Origin of the sequence: Domibacillus sp. A3M-37, from assembly GCF_024213455.1 — a bacterium.
GTDB classification, from domain to species: Bacteria; Bacillota; Bacilli; order Bacillales; family Domibacillaceae; genus Domibacillus; species Domibacillus tundrae.
In genome coordinates this window covers 1-17215 of sequence record NZ_JANAVL010000006.1, presented here as the reverse complement: position 1 = coordinate 17215, position 17215 = coordinate 1, and the positions used below count along the sequence as shown (strand labels likewise).

At 47.4% G+C, this 17215-nt stretch carries 18 protein-coding genes; 14 read left to right on the top strand and 4 right to left on the bottom strand.

From position 1 onward, the window contains the following. Nucleotides 1-6: 6 nt before the first annotated feature. Complete coding sequence (locus NLX67_RS11010) at nucleotides 7-879, bottom strand: cation diffusion facilitator family transporter (RefSeq protein ID WP_254311772.1); 873 nt, start codon at nucleotides 877-879, stop codon at nucleotides 7-9. Between the two features lie 174 nt (nucleotides 880-1053). Here NLX67_RS11010 and NLX67_RS11005 point away from each other — a divergent pair, with 174 nt between their 5' ends. Continuing rightward, a complete protein-coding gene (locus NLX67_RS11005) occupies nucleotides 1054-1860 on the top strand; it encodes a ZIP family metal transporter (protein WP_254311771.1) in 807 nt (268 codons plus the stop codon). Between the two features lie 345 nt (nucleotides 1861-2205). Here NLX67_RS11005 and NLX67_RS11000 read toward each other — a convergent pair whose 3' ends face one another. Then, nucleotides 2206-2673 carry a GyrI-like domain-containing protein gene (locus NLX67_RS11000; RefSeq protein WP_046179115.1) on the bottom strand — a complete coding sequence of 156 codons (468 nt, stop codon included), beginning with the start codon at nucleotides 2671-2673 and terminating at the stop codon, nucleotides 2206-2208. Nucleotides 2674-2785: 112 nt separating this feature from the next. On the opposite strand from NLX67_RS11000, the gene NLX67_RS10995 reads away from it, so the two are divergent. From NLX67_RS10995 to NLX67_RS10970, 6 genes are all read left to right on the top strand, one after another. Then, nucleotides 2786-4081 (top strand): FAD-dependent oxidoreductase, encoded by a 1296-nt coding sequence (locus NLX67_RS10995; protein WP_254311770.1) that lies wholly within the window; start codon nucleotides 2786-2788, stop codon nucleotides 4079-4081. 20 nt (nucleotides 4082-4101) lie between these two features. Then, a complete protein-coding gene (locus NLX67_RS10990; RefSeq protein ID WP_254311769.1) occupies nucleotides 4102-5100 on the top strand; it encodes a class I SAM-dependent methyltransferase in 999 nt (332 codons plus the stop codon). A gap of 38 nt (nucleotides 5101-5138) precedes the next feature. Then, nucleotides 5139-5969, top strand: coding sequence for a D-amino-acid transaminase (dat, locus tag NLX67_RS10985; RefSeq protein ID WP_254311768.1), 831 nt, complete (start codon nucleotides 5139-5141; stop codon nucleotides 5967-5969). 71 nt (nucleotides 5970-6040) lie between these two features. Further along, nucleotides 6041-6274: a hypothetical protein gene (locus NLX67_RS10980; RefSeq protein WP_046179111.1), complete on the top strand. Its 234-nt coding sequence runs from the start codon at nucleotides 6041-6043 to the stop codon at nucleotides 6272-6274. Continuing rightward, nucleotides 6261-6827, top strand: a complete 567-nt coding sequence (locus NLX67_RS10975) for a hypothetical protein (RefSeq protein WP_254311767.1) — start codon at nucleotides 6261-6263, stop codon at nucleotides 6825-6827. Before NLX67_RS10980 ends, NLX67_RS10975 begins: the two co-directional genes overlap by 14 nt. A gap of 156 nt (nucleotides 6828-6983) precedes the next feature. After that, nucleotides 6984-8210 (top strand): Zn-dependent hydrolase, encoded by a 1227-nt coding sequence (locus NLX67_RS10970; RefSeq protein ID WP_254311766.1) that lies wholly within the window; start codon nucleotides 6984-6986, stop codon nucleotides 8208-8210. A 121-nt stretch (nucleotides 8211-8331) separates the two neighbouring features. Here the strand turns inward: NLX67_RS10970 and NLX67_RS10965 are convergent, their stop codons facing one another. After that, complete coding sequence (locus tag NLX67_RS10965; protein ID WP_046179108.1) at nucleotides 8332-8709, bottom strand: hypothetical protein; 378 nt, start codon at nucleotides 8707-8709, stop codon at nucleotides 8332-8334. After that, complete coding sequence (locus NLX67_RS10960; RefSeq protein ID WP_254311765.1) at nucleotides 8693-9202, bottom strand: hypothetical protein; 510 nt, start codon at nucleotides 9200-9202, stop codon at nucleotides 8693-8695. The genes NLX67_RS10965 and NLX67_RS10960 overlap by 17 nt, the downstream gene beginning before the upstream one ends. Nucleotides 9203-9376: 174 nt before the next feature. Here NLX67_RS10960 and NLX67_RS10955 point away from each other — a divergent pair, with 174 nt between their 5' ends. The 7 genes from NLX67_RS10955 to NLX67_RS10925 all read left to right on the top strand — a co-directional run. After that, nucleotides 9377-10753: an NAD(P)-dependent oxidoreductase gene (locus tag NLX67_RS10955; protein ID WP_254311889.1), complete on the top strand. Its 1377-nt coding sequence runs from the start codon at nucleotides 9377-9379 to the stop codon at nucleotides 10751-10753. Between the two features lie 15 nt (nucleotides 10754-10768). Next, entirely contained in the window at nucleotides 10769-12031 is a 1263-nt protein-coding gene (preA, locus tag NLX67_RS10950; protein WP_254311764.1) for an NAD-dependent dihydropyrimidine dehydrogenase subunit PreA, read from the top strand. Nucleotides 12032-12050: 19 nt separating this feature from the next. After that, nucleotides 12051-13463 (top strand): dihydropyrimidinase, encoded by a 1413-nt coding sequence (gene hydA, locus NLX67_RS10945; RefSeq protein WP_254311763.1) that lies wholly within the window; start codon nucleotides 12051-12053, stop codon nucleotides 13461-13463. A 26-nt stretch (nucleotides 13464-13489) separates the two neighbouring features. Next, nucleotides 13490-14968 (top strand): NCS1 family transporter, encoded by a 1479-nt coding sequence (locus tag NLX67_RS10940; RefSeq protein WP_254311762.1) that lies wholly within the window; start codon nucleotides 13490-13492, stop codon nucleotides 14966-14968. 16 nt (nucleotides 14969-14984) lie between these two features. Continuing rightward, nucleotides 14985-15245 (top strand): hypothetical protein, encoded by a 261-nt coding sequence (locus NLX67_RS10935; protein ID WP_254311761.1) that lies wholly within the window; start codon nucleotides 14985-14987, stop codon nucleotides 15243-15245. Continuing rightward, nucleotides 15199-16542, top strand: coding sequence for an aminotransferase (locus NLX67_RS10930; RefSeq protein WP_254311888.1), 1344 nt, complete (start codon nucleotides 15199-15201; stop codon nucleotides 16540-16542). The genes NLX67_RS10935 and NLX67_RS10930 overlap by 47 nt, the downstream gene beginning before the upstream one ends. A gap of 254 nt (nucleotides 16543-16796) precedes the next feature. Then, the coding region (locus NLX67_RS10925) for a beta/alpha barrel domain-containing protein (protein ID WP_483863874.1) at nucleotides 16797-17215 on the top strand (419 nt) is incomplete at its 3' end.

The window sequence follows — 17215 nt, the reverse complement described above, 5'->3', positions numbered from 1 at the left end:
CACTTTTCAGTGGCCGTTTGGTTCGATATGAATGTGGGTAATATGGATGTCGTGTTCCTGCAGCAATGCTTCTTCTACATATTCGGTAATGTCGTGGCTTTCGATGACATTTAAATCAGGGTCCACCAGCAGAACGACATCTACAAAGGTGACGTTGCCGTGTGAGCGGGCTTTAATACTTGGCACGCCGCGGACACCCGGCACTTTTTCCACCGTTATTTGCATGCCTTTCAGCTTGCCGAGGTCAAACGCATCCGTTAAGGTAAGTGACGCTTCGGCGAAAATAGACCAGGCCGTTTTTAAAATAATGAGACCGACAACAAACGCCGTCAGCGTATCAAGCCACTCCAGGCCAAACCGTGCTCCGATAATCCCGATAAACGCTCCGATACTGACTAAGGCGTCGGAACGGTTGTCTTGAGCCGCCGCCATAATGGATGGGCTTTTAATTTTTTTCGCGAGACGCGCATTGTACATATACACACCGTACATGATGAACGCAGCAGCTAGTGCGGTCCAGGCTGTGAACATGTCAGGGACTTCATGGTCTGCCTGAAAGAGAGAAGTTCCAGCTGAGATGAGTACCTGAATCCCGACAGATGCCATAATAAAAGCCGCTAGAAGAGAGGCGACCGTCTCCGCGCGAAAATGCCCGTAGCGATGGTTTTCGTCCGGCGGCTTGCGGGCAATCTTTAAGCCGATGAGAATCGCGATCGACGCGATAATGTCGGTTGAATTATTTAATCCGTCAGCTTTTAGTGCTTGTGACGCGCCGATCCAGCCAACGGTCAGTTTTAATGTGGAAAGGAACAGGTAGGCGATAATGCTGATCCATGCGCCGCGTTCTCCCTTTTTTAAATCTTCGTATGCTGTTTCCACCTATATTTCCTCCAAAAAGTTAATGTTTTTACTATACCAGTCCGCATTCGGGTGGGTCTATGGCAACATGATTGCCGTTGCCTTAACAAGTTGCCTGGGCGCTACAATTGTTCTTTTTGACAAAAAAGCCAGACAGGCGCAAAATAACCGAGTAGAGAAAGGAAGATGTTAGACATGATGAGTACATTTAGCAGTCTGCACCCTGCACTGCAAGCCCTGATTGGTGGCCTGATCAGCTGGGGAATGACAGCACTTGGTGCAGCAGTGGTATTTTTCTTTCGCGACATAAAAGAATCGGTCATGAAAATGATGATGGGATTTGCGGCAGGTGTCATGATTGCTGCTTCGTTTTGGTCACTGTTGGCACCGGCGATTGAATTTAGTGAAGAAAATGGGCAGATTGCCTGGCTGCCGCCGGTCATCGGCTTTTTGCTTGGCGGCGTCTTTTTGCGCCAGCTTGACGTCGTTGTACCACACGTGCACGTCGGACGGACAAAAGGAGAAGGTCCTTCCACGCAGCTTAAAAAAACAACGCTCTTATTTTTAGCGATTACGCTTCATAATATTCCGGAAGGGCTGGCGATTGGAGTCGCATTTGGTGCGGCGGCGCTGGATATGAATGGGGCAACAGTAGCGGCGGCCCTGGCGCTTGCATTTGGAATTGGTATTCAAAATATGCCGGAAGGTGCAGCGGTGTCGGTACCGCTTCGTGGAGAAGGAATGTCGCGGACAAAAGCATTCAACTACGGGCAAATGTCTGCAATTGTCGAACCGATCGCTGCTGTAATCGGAGCGGCTGCCGTGCTGTTTATTCAGCCGATTTTGCCATATGCCCTCGCGTTTGCGGCAGGTGCGATGATTTTCGTTGTGGTCGAAGAACTCATTCCCGAATCACAGTCATCCCGTAATACGGACCTTGCCACGATGGGAGTCATGGTCGGCTTTGCACTTATGATGGTACTTGATGTTGCGCTCGGGTAAAGGATCAAAGGCTAAGAGCGCAGCGTCCTGCTGCAACGCCTTTGTGACCCACATCATGTGGGCCCAAGAGCGCAGCGTCCTGCTGCCGCGCTGACAGTATAGAAAAACAAAAAACAGCCTCAATGCACAATTGAGGCTGTTTTTTGTGCCATATAAATGGTTTGCAGCTGATAAAAGAAAATAAGGCTCAAGCCAGGTAAATAAATAGAAGGTTTTCGTTCCACGTGCTCATCCATCACTGCTTGTTCCTCCCTTATCCGTTCAAGTTCATACCTGTAGGTTCTTTTATTATGAAAGAATGAATTTGGCTTGTCATTTTTTATGATAGAAATTCTCACATATTTTTCACACTGCTTCTTCTATTGCTTCGCTGCGCTTATCGGCCAGACGCCAATACAAATCATGATGTCTGTCACTTACTGTTACATGAATCCGAAATTCGTTTGCATCGAGCCTTACTTTATGATCGCGAGCCCACGTCAAAATCGACCGAAAACCATATTTCACTTCTTCCGCTTCGCCGTGAAATTCAAGCAGTGCATATGAGCCTGCTGGAATCGTCAAGCTTGACATGCCAGCGGGAATAATATCGATATGGTTTACTTCCATGGCAATACAGTGCGTATAAAGCTGGCCGGCCCGCTTGAGGCAAATATCCATAAGATTGCCGTCGGTCTGTTCCGAAATCTGGCTGGCTGCCTCTAAAAAACGCTCTTTCCATTCAGGGCGCAGTGCTGCAATTTCTTCTTCTGTTCCGCTCATTTCATACCCAACAACTGTAACGGCACGAACGTCTACGAGTTTCGGATTCATGCTCTCAGCTCCTTTTCTCTTCTTTTCCCGCTTTTACGTGTTTTCACACCGGTTGAACAGGGAATAGTGATTGTAAAAAGTATAAACAAAAGTTATACAGGGAGGACTCCTTGTGAAAACAAATGTGTTTATCTCAGGCGGCGGTATTTCCGGTCTCATGCTTGGGCTGATGCTGGCAGGCAATGGCATTGATGTAGTCGTGGCTGAAAAAGATGCAAAGCCGTCCATTAAATATAAAGGAGAATTACTTCAGCCAAAAAGCTTAGACATGATGAACCGTCTTGGCATTTATGAAGCCGTTCGGACAGCCGGTTTTCCGATTCATACAACGTCGATTACCGAGTATGACGGCAGCCGCGTGATGAAAAAAATTCAATATCATTACAACGTGATCGATCACCCATTTAATGAAGCGCTCATGGTGCCTCATGAAAAGCTGAAAGAAATCATCCGAAACCATGCGGAGCAGCATCCGTCTTTTCACTTTTTAAATCCGGCGAAATTTATTGAATTTCGTGAGCCGGGTGATATAAAAAAAACGGCGGTTGTTATGCATAAAGAGCGGGGTGAAATCGAGATTGCGGCCGACTTTCATATCGGAGCGGAAGGACGGGTGTCACCAATCCGTAAAAGCATCGGCATTGAATTAACAGAAACAGAGTACAATCATTATTTTTTAACGGTTACATTTCCCCGTCCCTCGAATTTGACAGAAGGAGAAATGATTGTGCGCGGGCATTATTTTCTTGGCTTGTTTCCATTGCCAGATTTACAGGTGCGTACTGTACTGCTTATTAAAAAAGAGGAATACAAGGAAATGAAGAATGAGGGACTTGGATCGTTTTACAGATGCTATACTCGTTTGAAGCCGGAGCTTGACGGGTACGTGCAAAACATCACAACATGGAAAGATATTCAACTGATGGTGCCCACGCGTCATAATGCGGACCGTTACATAAGCGGCAACTGCGCGCTCATGGGTGATGCGGTGCATACCGTTCATCCGATGGCGGGGGAAGGCATGAATTTAGCCATTCAAGATGCGTATACACTTGGAGAGCTGCTGAGCTCTATGTATGAAACCGGCAATCTTGATGTCGCACAATTAAAGCGATATGAGCGGGTGCGTAAGCCACGGGCAGAATTTTTGTCTTCGCTCTCGAATTTATCGGCCCTGGCGTATTCGTATTGGCAGGGGCCATGGCCGAATGTGAGGTCACACATACTGAAGCGAATTGAGTGCGTTCCGGCACTTCACTATAAACATATGCTGAATATTTCGGGGCTTGGCATGTGGAAAGATACACTGCTTGACAGATTTGTGCAAATCGGGCTTTTGCCCGGCGGTATTTTGCCGAAAGTGAAAGGCACGGAGCATCAATATACGGAAGATGATGATCATCCGTAGACAATGAAGGAGGAAAAGGAATGATTGCAGAATACCGGAAAATGTGGGAAGCCCGTAATTGGATGAAAAAAAATGAGCCGTTTTTGCCAACGTGGCAGGCGTATGTCGGCTACCGGCTTGATTTATTTGAAAAAATTTCCCGAGGGGCGACAATTGAGTCACTCGTTGATGAATATGGATACGAAGAAAACCTGCTTCGCTCTTGGGCGGACACAGGTGTTGTCCTTGGCCATTTAAAAAAAGAGGGGGACAAGCTCGTTCCATCGAAAAAAATGCTTAGATTTTTCTCGCAAAAAAGCGATGATACGGTTGGCGAGCTAGTAAAGGAATTATTTGAAATGCATATGCCGGCGCTTATGAATTATCCGGAGATGATCGAATCAAATCGAAAAGAGAGCTTTAACGGAGATGATTTCGGTAAAACGGTTGCAGCGACATCCGCCTTAATTGAAAAAAGAGCATTCGGGCACGTGGCAGCTGAGATTGATGCACAAAAGGCGAACTGGGTACTCGACATCGGCTGTGGAACAGGCGGTTATTTAATGAAGCTTGCAAAAAGAACGAATCCCGGCACATTTGTGGGCGTAGATATTAGCAAAGAATGTATAGATGAAGCCCGTGAAAAAGCATCGAAGCAAGGACTCGATGACAAAGTGAAATTTTATTATGCAGATATTAACACCTGGGATGTGCCCAACGGTTTATTTGACGTGGTTATGATGAACAACCTTCTTCATTACTATTCACCAGACGCGCGGGAGGGCTTATTCAGCCGTGTTGCTGAACTGGTCAGTAAAAAAGCGACGGTTATTGTGATTACACCGCTTTATTTAGAAAAAGGCGGCCAGCGCTTTTCGGCAGCCTTTAATTCTTTTATGGAGGCGCATGAGAATTTATATCCGTTGCCGCGCAAAGAGGAACTCATTCACGATGCGGCGGCGGCAGGCTTCAAGCTGAAGTCCGTTAAAACGGTTGTCCGCGAAGGAAGCTGGTATTGTATGAGTTTTTCAAAAAAATGAGTATAATGGAGGTAAACAACTGAAGCGAGGCGGATAAGATGGCAATTGGCTATTTAAATGGAAAAGTGATCAGTTCAAGCGATCCGGTGCTGCCGATTGACGAGCGCGGGCATCAGTTCGGGGATGGCGTCTATGAGTACATTCGCATTTATAACGGGCGTGTGTTTATGATGGATGAGCACATGGACCGCTTTTTTAAGAGTGCGGAAGCGATCAAGCTGAATCTCGGCCAGCCGCGTGAAGAAATTATCGCGGTTGTGGATGATTTAATCGGGCGCAGCGGCTTATCCGATTGTGATGTGTATATGCAGGCGACCCGAGGTATTGCTCCGCGCAATCATTTGTTTCCGAACGTCCCGGCATCTATTTCGATGACTGTGAAGCCTTTTCGGGCGATGGATGAAACGCTGCGCGAAAATGGAGCGAAAGTGAAGCTGCTGCCGGATGAACGGTGGCAAAATTGCTGGATTAAAACGTTGAATCTTTTGCCGAATTTGCTTGCAAAGCAAGAAGCTTTCGAAGCTGGCGCGTTTGAAGCGGTGCTCGTCCGCGATGGCATCGTCACGGAAGGATCAAGCTCAAATATTTTCCTTGTGAAAGACGGAAAGCTGATCACGCCGCCGGCAACGAAACACATTTTACATGGGATCACCCGCATCGCCGTGCTCTCCATTGCGGCGGAACTTGACATTCCCGTTGAAGAAAAAGAATTCGCACCTGACTTTATTTTCGAAGCGGATGAAGCCTTTTTAACAAGCACTGGAATCGAAATCGTACCAGTTACATCAGCCGATGATCGTGCAATCGGCGACAGCAAGCCGGGAGCCGTGACCACTAAAATTTACGAAGCCTTTATGAAACGTGTATGAGGAAGCAGCTGTCCTGTGAAGGGGATGGGTGTTCTTGTGTATAATGAAAGAAAAAGCGCGGAGGTGCCTGCATGCGTGAAATGAATTTGACAGACGTAACGAAACGTATTGCTGATCGGCGTCCGGCGGTGGACCAACAGATTTTGAAAGACCGCGGCCAGGAGCGTTTAATTAAGCGGCGCCCGAGAGATCCGAATGAAGCGGCTGTGCTCGATCAGTTATGCATAGAGCGCTGGAAAAAGGCTGAGGCAGCTGGGAAAATCAAATATTTAAGCAAGCGGGAATGGTACTATGAGCTCGATTGAAAAAGCACGCCAGCGACTTGATTCTCTTGAAGATTGTTCTTCCTTTGAAAAAATGATTGAAACGACTGCTCTTTTAACAGAACTTCTAGAGCCTTACCGCATTCAGCCAACGGTAGTAGGCGGGCTTGCTGTAGAAATTTACACACGGAGTGATTATACGACTGTTGATATTGATGTAATCATTAGCGACAGGAAAACAGCTGGGAATATTCTTGAGCAGCTGGGTTTTTTAGTGAACGAAAAACATTGGTACCATCCTCGGTTATTGATTAGTAATGAAATTCCGAATGACATTTTAGAAGATGCGGATCTTGAGCGTGTCATCAAGATGAATATTGGAGAAGGAAAAAACATTTATGCAATAGGGATAGAGGATATTATTTTAGATCGTATGCGTCCCTGTGTACACTGGAAATCGACCTCCGATTGTGAGTGGGGAAGAAGGATGTTTTTGCTTCACTTTGACCACCTTGATTTGAAATATATGCAAGAAACAGCCACGACCGATGGAACTCTTTCTTTGTTAGAAAATTGGCTGAACACTTTTACATGAGTACACTTGTCCGTGAATCGGGCGGGTGTTTTTTTTGTTATTTAAAAATTGAATTTTCAGAAAATAGACTGGTCAATTTTTAAAGTGTGTGCAATAATACTAAATATATTTTATTGATTGCTTTTATTTAAAAAATATTAAAAGGGGATTAGCAATATGAATGATCAAAAATTAAAAATTAATAGAGCGCGTTTGCAGGAATCACTGGAGGCCTTTGCCGACTTTGGGAGAACGGAGCGAAATGGTGTAACGCGCCTGGCTCTTTCGGAAGAAGACCGGCTGGCGCGTGATTATTTCCGTTCGTGCTGCGAAGACATTGGTCTGGATGTAAACGTGGATGACATGGGCAACATGTACGCGATGCTTGCCGGACGTGAAGAAAGGCCGCCGGTTGTCATGGGTTCGCATTTAGATTCGGTGAAAAAAGGCGGGCGTTTTGATGGAGTGCTTGGTGTAGCCGCAGGACTTGAAGTGATACGTACACTCGTTGAAAACAATGTCACACCTCCCATACCAGTTGTTGTCATGAACGTGACAAATGAAGAAGGGGCGCGGTTTGAACCGTCGATGATGGCATCCGGGGTCTTGTCTGGGAAATTCGACAAAGAAACGATGCTTGCGAAAAAAGATGTGGAGGGCGTGACGTTTCATGAAGCGCTGCGATCAATCGGTTATGCGGGATCGATTGAAAATAGGCTAAAAGAAGCATCGGCGTTTTTAGAGTTACATATTGAGCAAGGCCCTATTTTAGAAAAAGAACAGCTGTCAATTGGTGTCGTAGAATGTGTGCTTGGTATGGTGTGCTATGAGATCGAGGTAACCGGTGAATCCGATCACGCCGGCACGACGCCAATGTCAATGCGAAACGACGCGCTGTTTGCGGCGATGGATTTAATGAAAGAAGCACGAGAGAAGCTTTCGGTGATCGATGATGATCTTGTGTATACGATTGGCCGGGTCAATGTGCTGCCGAATATTCATACCGTGATTCCGAATAAAGTGATTTTTTCGCTGGAAGCGCGCCATACGTCGGCTGATGTGATCAGCGAAGTGGAAAAAGTCATTCATGGCATGACGGCTTCATCGCAAAAAGCTGAATGTGACGTATCAGCGAAAAAGCTATGGGAACGCGACACGGTCTGGTTTGAGCCGGCGCTTTGTGACGCGTTTGAACAGGCAGCGGTTTCACTTGGCTATTCCCAGAAGCGAATGGTAAGCGGAGCGGGGCATGATGCACAGTTTATTGCCTCCTACGTTCCGTCCGCTATGATTTTTGTGCCGAGTGTAAATGGAAAAAGCCATGATGAAGACGAATTGACGTTATGGGAAGACTGTGAAAAAGGCGTAAACGTGCTGCTTGAAACAGTGCTTTCGCTCACATAATCGCACCAGAAGCCACGGTTTTCGCACCAATCGGGCAGGTGTCGCACGAGAAGCCGCGAAAATCTCACGAAACGAACAAAGTCGCACGCAAATAAATGAGATCGCACCAAAAAAGGCCTGATTATTTGAAGTGGTCGAGCCCTTTTTTAAAGATTTCCAAAATAATGTCGTGCTGTGTTTTACTCATGACGTGCTGGCGAATGTCGTTCAGTTCGGCAACGAGGCCGGCGTCCAGGTGAAGGTTGACCGTTTTTCCTTTGTCAGCCGGCTGAATGTCATAACCGCCATCACGCATTTTGCTTTGGCCGTCTACTACGGCAATAATGTCAAATGGAACGCTGTCCGGAATCCGGATCAAGTCGCCTTCGAAACAGATTTCCGCTGCATCTTCAGAAAAAGAAATCGTAACTGGATAGCCGCTGCTGCGGTTTTCATTTCGGATGAGACGGGCTTTTTCCTGGTTATCCAACGTATTTTGAATGTTAATTTTCGCTTTCATTTCCCGCGTCTCCTTTCACCAATTGCGATTCTTTTACTCCTTTTTTCACCTTGAATGACGTTTCCATCTGTATTGTATAGTGAAACTCGCCTTTTCGGAGCGCCGCATCCATTACCATTGCGCGCTCCGTTTCAAGCCAAACTTGATCGAGCACATCAAAAGCCGGTACCAGGTAGCCTTTTTCATATAAAAAGCTGTATACCTCTTTTTTCGGGTATAAAAACCGTTTTTTTCCCTGTTTTGTGCGAAGGGCCGGGAATGCCTGCTTTTCATCGATCACCTCACCAAGATATCCTTCATCCGCCCATCGTTTAATCGTTGACATATTTAGTTCACGGCCGGTGTGATGCCGGATAAGCTCAATGATTTCTTTGGACGACAAAAACTGTTTACGCCTTTCTTCCTGTTCAGCGACAACGGCCAGCTGGCCGCGCAGCTGCTCCAGTTCCATCTCATATTCGGTTATTCTCTGTTCCAATTCATTTTTTTTCACGCCTGTCACTTCTCCCGTTGTTAGTCTCTTCATCGTACAACAAATGAATATCGTTTGTCAGAAAATATACCAAAAATGATGTTAAGTATTTTTGTTTGCTGTATAAATATTTTAAGATGCAATCAATATATAATCAATAGATATAAAAAATGCAAGGGGGAATGAACGATGCATATGAATCGAATGAAAGACCGTTCTGTTTCATTAACAGACCTGACAAAAAACTTTCTGGAAATGGAGCCGGATTTAACCGCCAAGGAAGCGATGGATGAAGCAAACCGCTGCTTGTATTGCTATGACGCACCGTGCATTACAGCGTGTCCGACTTCGATCAATATTCCATCGTTTATTAAAAAAATCGCGTCCGGAAATTTAAAAGGATCTGCCAAAGTAATCATGGACGCCAACCCAGTCGGTGCAAGCTGCGCGCGTGTATGTCCGACAGAAGAGTTGTGTGAGGGGGCGTGCGTCCTAAATGACGCATCGCAGCCGATTATGATTGGCAACTTGCAGCGGCATGCAACAAATTGGGCCATACATAATAATGCGCAGCTGTTTAAAGCGGGAGCGAAAAATGGCAAGTCGGTCGCTGTTATCGGTGGCGGGCCTGCTGGATTGTCATCAGCACGTGAACTGGCTCGGCTAGGGTTTGATGTGACGATTTTTGAAGCGAAAGATAAAGCAGGCGGCCTTGATACACATGGCATCGTTTCATTTCGGCTTCCGCAGCGTGTTTCGATGTGGGAAGTGGAGCAGGTGGAAAGCCTGGGCGTCATGATCCGGACGAATACAATAGTTGGCCGCGACATTGGGCCGGAGGAAATTTTAACAGCGTACGATGCTGTTGTACTGGCGATTGGGATGGCGAGTGTTCCGCCGCTTGGCATTGAAGGAGAAACATCCAGAGGTGTTTATGATGCGATTGAATTTGTGGAATCGACGAAAACGCCGCCGATGGATACACATTTGACCGGCAAAAAGGTGGTTGTGATTGGTGCCGGCAACACGGCGATTGACGCGGCGACGTGCTCAGTAAGACTGGGCGCCGCCGATGTGAAAATGCTGTATCGCCGGACGGAAGCGGAAATGACCGCCTACGAATTTGAATATGAATTTGCGAAGCAGGAAGGTGTGGAATTCCGCTGGCTGACACAGCCGATTGGTATTATCCAAGACGAAGAAGGGGCGGTAAAAGGCGTAAAGTGTCTTCAAATGGAGCTTGGAGCTGCGGACGAATCCGGCCGCCGCCGGCCGATTCCAGTCGAAGGATCGGAATTTACCATTGAAGCAGATGCTGTCATTCGGGCAATTGGCCAGGCACGTTATGTGAAATTGATTGAAGCATTTGGCTTAACGCATAAATGGGGGACGGTCAAAGTCGACTTAAACACGTATCAAACATCAAACGCAAAAGTGTATGCGGCGGGAGATGTCATTTTTGGAGACGGACAAGGCGATGCCATGGTTGTGACAGCGGCTGAGCAAGGAAAACAGACCGCGTATTCTATCTACAAGCAGCTTGTCGGTCTCGGCATGGCGCAAACATCTTAAAGGAGGAGATTGGCAATGGCAGATTTACGTGTGAATTTTGCGGGAATTAAAGCGCCGAATCCATTTTGGCTCGCATCCGCACCGCCAACCAATTCCGGCTATCAAGTGCAGCGGGCATTTGAAGCGGGATGGGGCGGAGCGGTTTGGAAAACACTTGGCGATCCCGTTATTAATACCTCTTCCCGGTTTGCGGCCATGCATTTTAACGGCCAGCGGGTAGCAGGATTTAACAACATTGAATTAATTACGGATCGTCCGCTTGAAGTGAATTTAAAAGAAATTTACGAAACGAAAAAACGATTTCCGAATCACGCGGTGATCGTGTCACTTATGGTGGAGCCAAAGCAGGAAAAGTGGCATGAAATCGTGAAAAAAGTGGAGGCAGCCGGGGTAGATGGGCTTGAATTAAACTTTGGCTGCCCGCACGGCATGGCAGAACGCGGCATGGGTGCAGCATCCGGACAGGTGCCGGAACTTGTGGAAAAACAGACAAGATGGGCAAAAGAAGCAGCCAATATACCGGTGATTGTGAAACTGACGCCGAACATTACCGATATTACTGCAACGGCCTGGGCAGCGGTGCAGGGCGGCGCGGATGCGATCAGTATGATTAATACAATTAACAGTCTTGCCGGCGTGGATCTTGATTCGTGGAATACGGTGCCGCATGTGGCCGGAAAAGGAGCGCACGGCGGCTACTGCGGTCCAGCCGTCAAGCCGATTGCGTTAAACATGGTCGCGGAATGCGCGCGCAACCCGGAAATTAATATCCCAATTTCAGGTATTGGCGGTATTTCCAATTGGAAAGATGCTGCTGAGTTTATCTTAATGGGGGCCGGAAGCGTGCAGGTTTGTACAGCGGCGATGCACCATGGATTCAGCATCGTGGAAGACATGATCGACGGCTTAAACAACTATTTGGACGACAAGCAGCTGGCGTCCGTTGAAGAGTTAATTGGCCGTACCGTGCCGCGCTACTCAGACTGGGGCAATCTTGACTTAAATTATAAAATTGTCGCCAATATTAACACAGATACGTGCATTAACTGCAACAAATGCCATATCGCCTGTGAAGACACGGCGCATCAGTGCATCGATATGCTGACGTCGCCGGATGGCAATAAATACTTGCAGGTGCGCACGGAAGACTGCGTTGGCTGCAACCTTTGCTCGATCGTCTGTCCGGTGGATGGTGCGATCGACATGATTGAAATTCCAAACGGCCCGCCGATGACATGGAACGAACGCCAGGCAGCCATTAAACAGCCAATCGCTTAATGAAAAGGAGCGGATCAACATGAAAAAGATGATTAAAAACGGTGTGATTGTGACAGCGGCGGATCAATATGAAGCGGACCTTTTAATTGAAAATGGAAAAATTACTAAAATCGGTGTTCATCTTGATGATGCGGCGGATGAAGTGATTGATGCGGAAGGCGCATATCTTTTCCCTGGCGGCATTGACCCGCACACGCACCTTGATATGCCATTTGGCGGCACAGTGACCGCAGACGATTTTGAAACGGGCACCATTGCAGCAGCGTTTGGCGGCACGACAACGGTCATCGACTTTTGCTTGACGAATAAAGGAGAGCCGCTTCAAAACGCGATAAATGCGTGGCACGACAAGTCAAAGAACAAAGCAGTCATTGACTATGGCTTTCATTTAATGATTGGGGAAGTGAACGACGCGGTGCTGGAGGAGATTCCAAATGTGATTGAAAAAGAGGGGATCACCTCGTTTAAAGTGTTTATGGCATATAAAAATGTATTCCAGGCAGACGATGCGACGCTGTTTCGTACACTGTTAACGGCAAAAGAGCACGGCGCCCTCGTGATGGTTCATGCGGAAAACGGCGACGTCATTGATTACCTCGTCACCGATGCGCTCCAAAAAGGCCATACGGATCCAATTTATCACGCACTGACCCGGCCGCCGGAAGTGGAAGGAGAAGCAACCGGACGCGCTGCCGCCCTTACAGGTCTCGCTAATTCACAGCTGTACGTCGTTCACGTATCCTGTGCGGAAGCGGCTCATAAAATTGCCGAAGCGCGCCAGAAGGGTTTTCAAGTATGGGGTGAAACGTGCCCGCAATATTTGCTTTTGGATCAAAATGATTTAGAAAAACCGGATTTTGAAGGCGCAAAATACGTCTGGTCCCCGCCGCTGCGCGAAAAATGGAACCAGGACGTTTTATGGGATGCATTGAAAAACGGACAGCTGCAAACGATCGGCTCCGATCAATGCTCGTTTAATTTCAACGGCCAAAAAGACCTCGGAAAAGACGACTTTACGAAAATTCCAAACGGCGGGCCAATCATTGAAGACCGGTTCAGCCTGTTATTTTCCGAAGGTGTGAAAAAAGGGCGTATATCCATTCACCAGTTTGTAGATCTCGTGTCAACGCGTTCAGCCAAGTTATTCGGCTTGTTTCCGCAAAAAGGAACGATCGCCGTCGGCAGTGATGCAGACATCGTCATTTTTGATCCGGACAAAGAACGGACCATTTCTGCCGAAACGCATCATATGAATGTTGATTACAGCGCATTTGAAGGGATGAGAGTGACCGGCGAACCGGTCTCCGTACTTTCACGCGGTGAATTTGTTATCCGGGACCGGAGATTTACCGGCAAGCCGGGCAGTGGACAGTATATAAAACGAAGCCGCTACAACAGCACGCAGACCCGCCAGGCGATCAGTGTTCAATAACAACTAAATACGAGGAGGAATGACAAGTGAAAAAGTCCAGCCGTTATTTAAAGTCTCCGGATTTATTGCCGATTGCTCATGGCGACCGTAAAATTGGCACCTTTGGTTTTGCGTTAATGTGGATCGGGATGGCGGTTGTTTTAGCTGCTTTTGCAATTGGGGGAGCAGCCGTCCAACAGATGCCGCTTTCCTGGGTGCTCGCCGCGTCCTTTATCGGCTGTGTGTTGATCGGCCTTTTCATCTCGGTCATTGCTGATATCGGCATCGAACATGGATTGTCATTCCCCGTATATATGCGGGCACCGTTTGGGACAGTTGGGACACATATCCCATCCGCTATCCGCGGCACTGCAGCGTCAATGTGGTTTGGTATCAACACGTATTTCGGCGCGATGGCCATTAACGGTATTGTAAATATTTTATTCGGCTTTGATAACTGGTTTGTCTGCTTCCTTGCCTTTGTCGCCGTACAGGTCGCAAATACGATTATCGGAATTAAGTCGATTGAAAAATTCGCGGATTTAGCTGCGCCAGTCATTATTTTAATTTCGCTTTGGATGTATGTGACATTGGCCGATCAAGCGGCCGCAGCCGATAAAAACGTCTGGTCGTGGGTGGAAAATCCCCTGACTGGCGGGTTGTTGTTTAACGCATTCATGGTCGTCATTCTTGGAAACATGGGTTATTGGTCCACCCTTGCAGCGGATATTGCCTCTATCTCACGCTTTATTAAAGCGCCGCAGTTTGAACGGAGCTGGGTGAAGCGTAATAAAAGTGTGCTTGTCGGCAGCTTGATTGCTATGCCGCTTACACAGACGTTTGTGGTCGCTATTGGCGGCGTTTCTTTTATTGCAGTTGGCAATTATGATCCGGTGGCGGCGCTCCAGGAAACATCGAGCGGCATTGTCCTCGCTGTGTTGCTTCTTATGATCGTGTTTGCCCAGTGGTCGACAAATACAGCAGCTAACCTTGTTCCGGCAGCAACGGTATTTTCAAACATTGGCGGGCCGAAAGTGCCGTTTTATGTGGGTGTGCTGGCAGCAGGTGTTATCGGTATGGTGACGCAGCCGTGGAATTTGTTCAACGTGCTCATGCCGTTTTTGCTCGTTGTTGGCGGTATACTTGCCTCCATTGTCGGCATTTTATTTGCTGATTACTATTTAATCCGCAAACGCCGTGTGAATGTACCAGATTTATACGAAATGGATGGACAGTACCGTTACCATTACGGCGTCAACTGGGCTGGCATTATTTCCTGGGTAATCGGCGGTGCGCTCGCCGTCACATTTTCAACATATTCCTTTTTTATCGGCTTTGCGGTCGGAGCCGCAGCATATTATGTACTGGCGAAGTTTTGGTGGTTTAACAAATACCCACAGGCTGAGCTTGAAGACCCAAGCGATGACAAATTCCTCGGCGTGACCGTTGGGCGCGACTGGACCATTCCGTTAGAAGGCGAACCGGCTGCAGAAGAGCTTCCGGCTGCCGCAGGCGAAAAACTGTAAAAAGGGGGTTGTTTTCATGTCAGATTACAAAGGGTTTATGAAAGAAAAAACAGCTATTGATGCACTTATTCAAGATGGTTACCGCATCATTGCGGTGAAAGAAACGCTTGAAGGGGATTTCATCGAATTTGAACGGCATCTCGAACGAAAAGAGCTGCATTTGCTGACGGCGGACGCGCGCAAATACATCGGGACGATTATTGTCGAGGCGAAAAGAGGTGGACATATTGATTCATACGGCGGAGCATTCGAGCAAGCTGGCGCAGCAGGATCGTGACCATCTTTGGCACGCGATGGTCAAGTTTAATGAGCAGGCATCACCACTCATGGCGGTCAGTGGAGACGGTGCCTGGTTTACCGCTGCAGATGGAAATCGGTATATGGACGGCGTATCAGGCCTTTGGTGCTTAAACTTAGGTCATGGCCGAAAAGAAATTGCGCAGGCTGTGTATGATCAACTGATGAATGTTTCCTATTTCCCGCTGACAATGAGTCATGAGCCAGCAATTGAACTATCGGCTAAATTAAGTGAGCTGCTCGGAGCGCCGTACACAACCTTTTTTACGTGCAGCGGCTCGGAAGCGAATGAGGCGGCGTTTAAAATTGCCCGGCAGTATCATGCACAAACCGGCAAGCCGGAAAAGATAAAGATCATTTCCCGCTACCGGGCGTATCACGGCTCAACGCTTGGTGCATTAAGCGCTACGGCACAGGCGAACCGGAAGCTGAAATACGGAGCGGAGGCGCCGGGTTTTCTTCACGTGCCGCCTCCCTATGCCTACCGGCCGTCATTTGAAGATGATCTTGCTGCCGCTAATCACATTGAAAACGTGATCGAATGGGAGGGAGCCGACACAATCGCCGCTGTTATTATCGAGCCGTTTATTTCCGGCGGCGGTGTGCTAATCCCATTTCCCTCTTATTTGCAGCGGGTATCAGAAATTTGCCAAAAACACGATGTACTGTTGATCACGGATGAAGTTGTGTCCGGCTTTGGCCGTACCGGAAAAATGTTTGGCTTTATGCATTCGGAAGGGGTGCAGCCGGACATTGTGACGATGGCGAAAGGCTTGACCGCCGGCTGTATGCCGCTCGGTGCGACAGCCGTTCAGACGTATATTTACGACGCATTTAAGCAAGCAGAAACGGGCTCCCATTTCCGTCACGTCTCTACATTCGGCGGCCATCCCGCTTCCTGCGCTGCTGCTTTAAAAACGATTGATATTTTGGAAGAAGAACAAATTCCGGACCGGGTGGCGCGGCTTAGCGAGAATATGATGAACGAATTGCACGAACTCGAATCGTGCCCCATTGTTGGTGAAGTGCGCGGTGTCGGTTTCTTGTATGGTATTGAAGTAGTGACAGATAAAGAAACGAAAGAACCGGCCTCTGAAGACACGATGCTTGCGATTGTCGGCGCGTGTAAAGAAAAAGGATTGATTATCGGGCGCAACGGCGATACAGTCCCGGGCTATCAAAATATTCTGATCATCGCCCCGCCGCTTTCTTCCGCAGATGAGGATTTACGCTTTTTAATCGACACGTTGAAACAAGCTGTTACAGATATTTGTTAAAAAGGTTTGCTCCCTGCAAGCCTTTTTTTTGTGCGTTTTCATCCGGCTGTAAAGGGAGTATGGTAAAATACAACTATTAATCAGGAAGCGAAATAAGATTTTTCATTTTTTTCTGAAAATAGATTGACGATGCTTAGGGAATCATGATATAAACGTAATAAGATACTTTATTGCATAAAAGCATAAAAGCATAAAAGCGCGAAAGTGAAAATAAATTGGCTGACAAGCAAAAGAAATAGGAGGAAGTGATTGTTATGGGAAATCGCAGCAAAATTATAGACTGTACGATCCGTGACGGGGGCTTAGTAAACAATTGGGATTTCAGCGTTGAATTTGTTCAGGACTTATACAACGGCTTAAGTGAAGCTGGTGTTGAATATATGGAAATTGGCTACAAAAATTCGGCGAAACTTTTAAACGCGACGGAGCCTAATCCGTGGAGATTTCTTGACGATAATTTCCTAAAAGAAATCATCCCGGAGAAAAAGTTCACAAAGCTGTCTGCGCTCGTCGATATCGGCCGTGTAGACCCGAATGACATTCTGCCGCGTGAGGAAAGTGTCCTCGATATGATCCGTGTGGCGTGTTACATCCGGGAAGTGGATAAGGGCCTGGAGCTTGTACAGATGTTCCATGACTTAGGCTACGAAACGTCTCTTAATATCATGGCTTT

Bases quoted from the DNA above. Each gene is read 5' to 3' on its own strand.
- NLX67_RS10975 (WP_254311767.1), top strand. From the start codon at position 6,261: ATGAGCTCGATTGAAAAAGCACGCCAGCGACTTGATTCTCTTGAAGAT.
- NLX67_RS10935 (WP_254311761.1), top strand. From the start codon at position 14,985: ATGTCAGATTACAAAGGGTTTATGAAAGAAAAAACAGCTATTGATGCA.
- NLX67_RS10980 (WP_046179111.1), top strand. From the start codon at position 6,041: ATGCGTGAAATGAATTTGACAGACGTAACGAAACGTATTGCTGATCGG.
- hydA (WP_254311763.1), top strand. From the start codon at position 12,051: ATGAAAAAGATGATTAAAAACGGTGTGATTGTGACAGCGGCGGATCAA.
- NLX67_RS10990 (WP_254311769.1), top strand. From the start codon at position 4,102: ATGATTGCAGAATACCGGAAAATGTGGGAAGCCCGTAATTGGATGAAA.
- NLX67_RS11005 (WP_254311771.1), top strand. From the start codon at position 1,054: ATGATGAGTACATTTAGCAGTCTGCACCCTGCACTGCAAGCCCTGATT.
- preA (WP_254311764.1), top strand. From the start codon at position 10,769: ATGGCAGATTTACGTGTGAATTTTGCGGGAATTAAAGCGCCGAATCCA.
- dat (WP_254311768.1), top strand. From the start codon at position 5,139: ATGGCAATTGGCTATTTAAATGGAAAAGTGATCAGTTCAAGCGATCCG.
- NLX67_RS11000 (WP_046179115.1), bottom strand. From the start codon at position 2,673: ATGAATCCGAAACTCGTAGACGTTCGTGCCGTTACAGTTGTTGGGTAT.
- NLX67_RS10970 (WP_254311766.1), top strand. From the start codon at position 6,984: ATGAATGATCAAAAATTAAAAATTAATAGAGCGCGTTTGCAGGAATCA.
- NLX67_RS10955 (WP_254311889.1), top strand. From the start codon at position 9,377: ATGAATCGAATGAAAGACCGTTCTGTTTCATTAACAGACCTGACAAAA.
- NLX67_RS10965 (WP_046179108.1), bottom strand. From the start codon at position 8,709: ATGAAAGCGAAAATTAACATTCAAAATACGTTGGATAACCAGGAAAAA.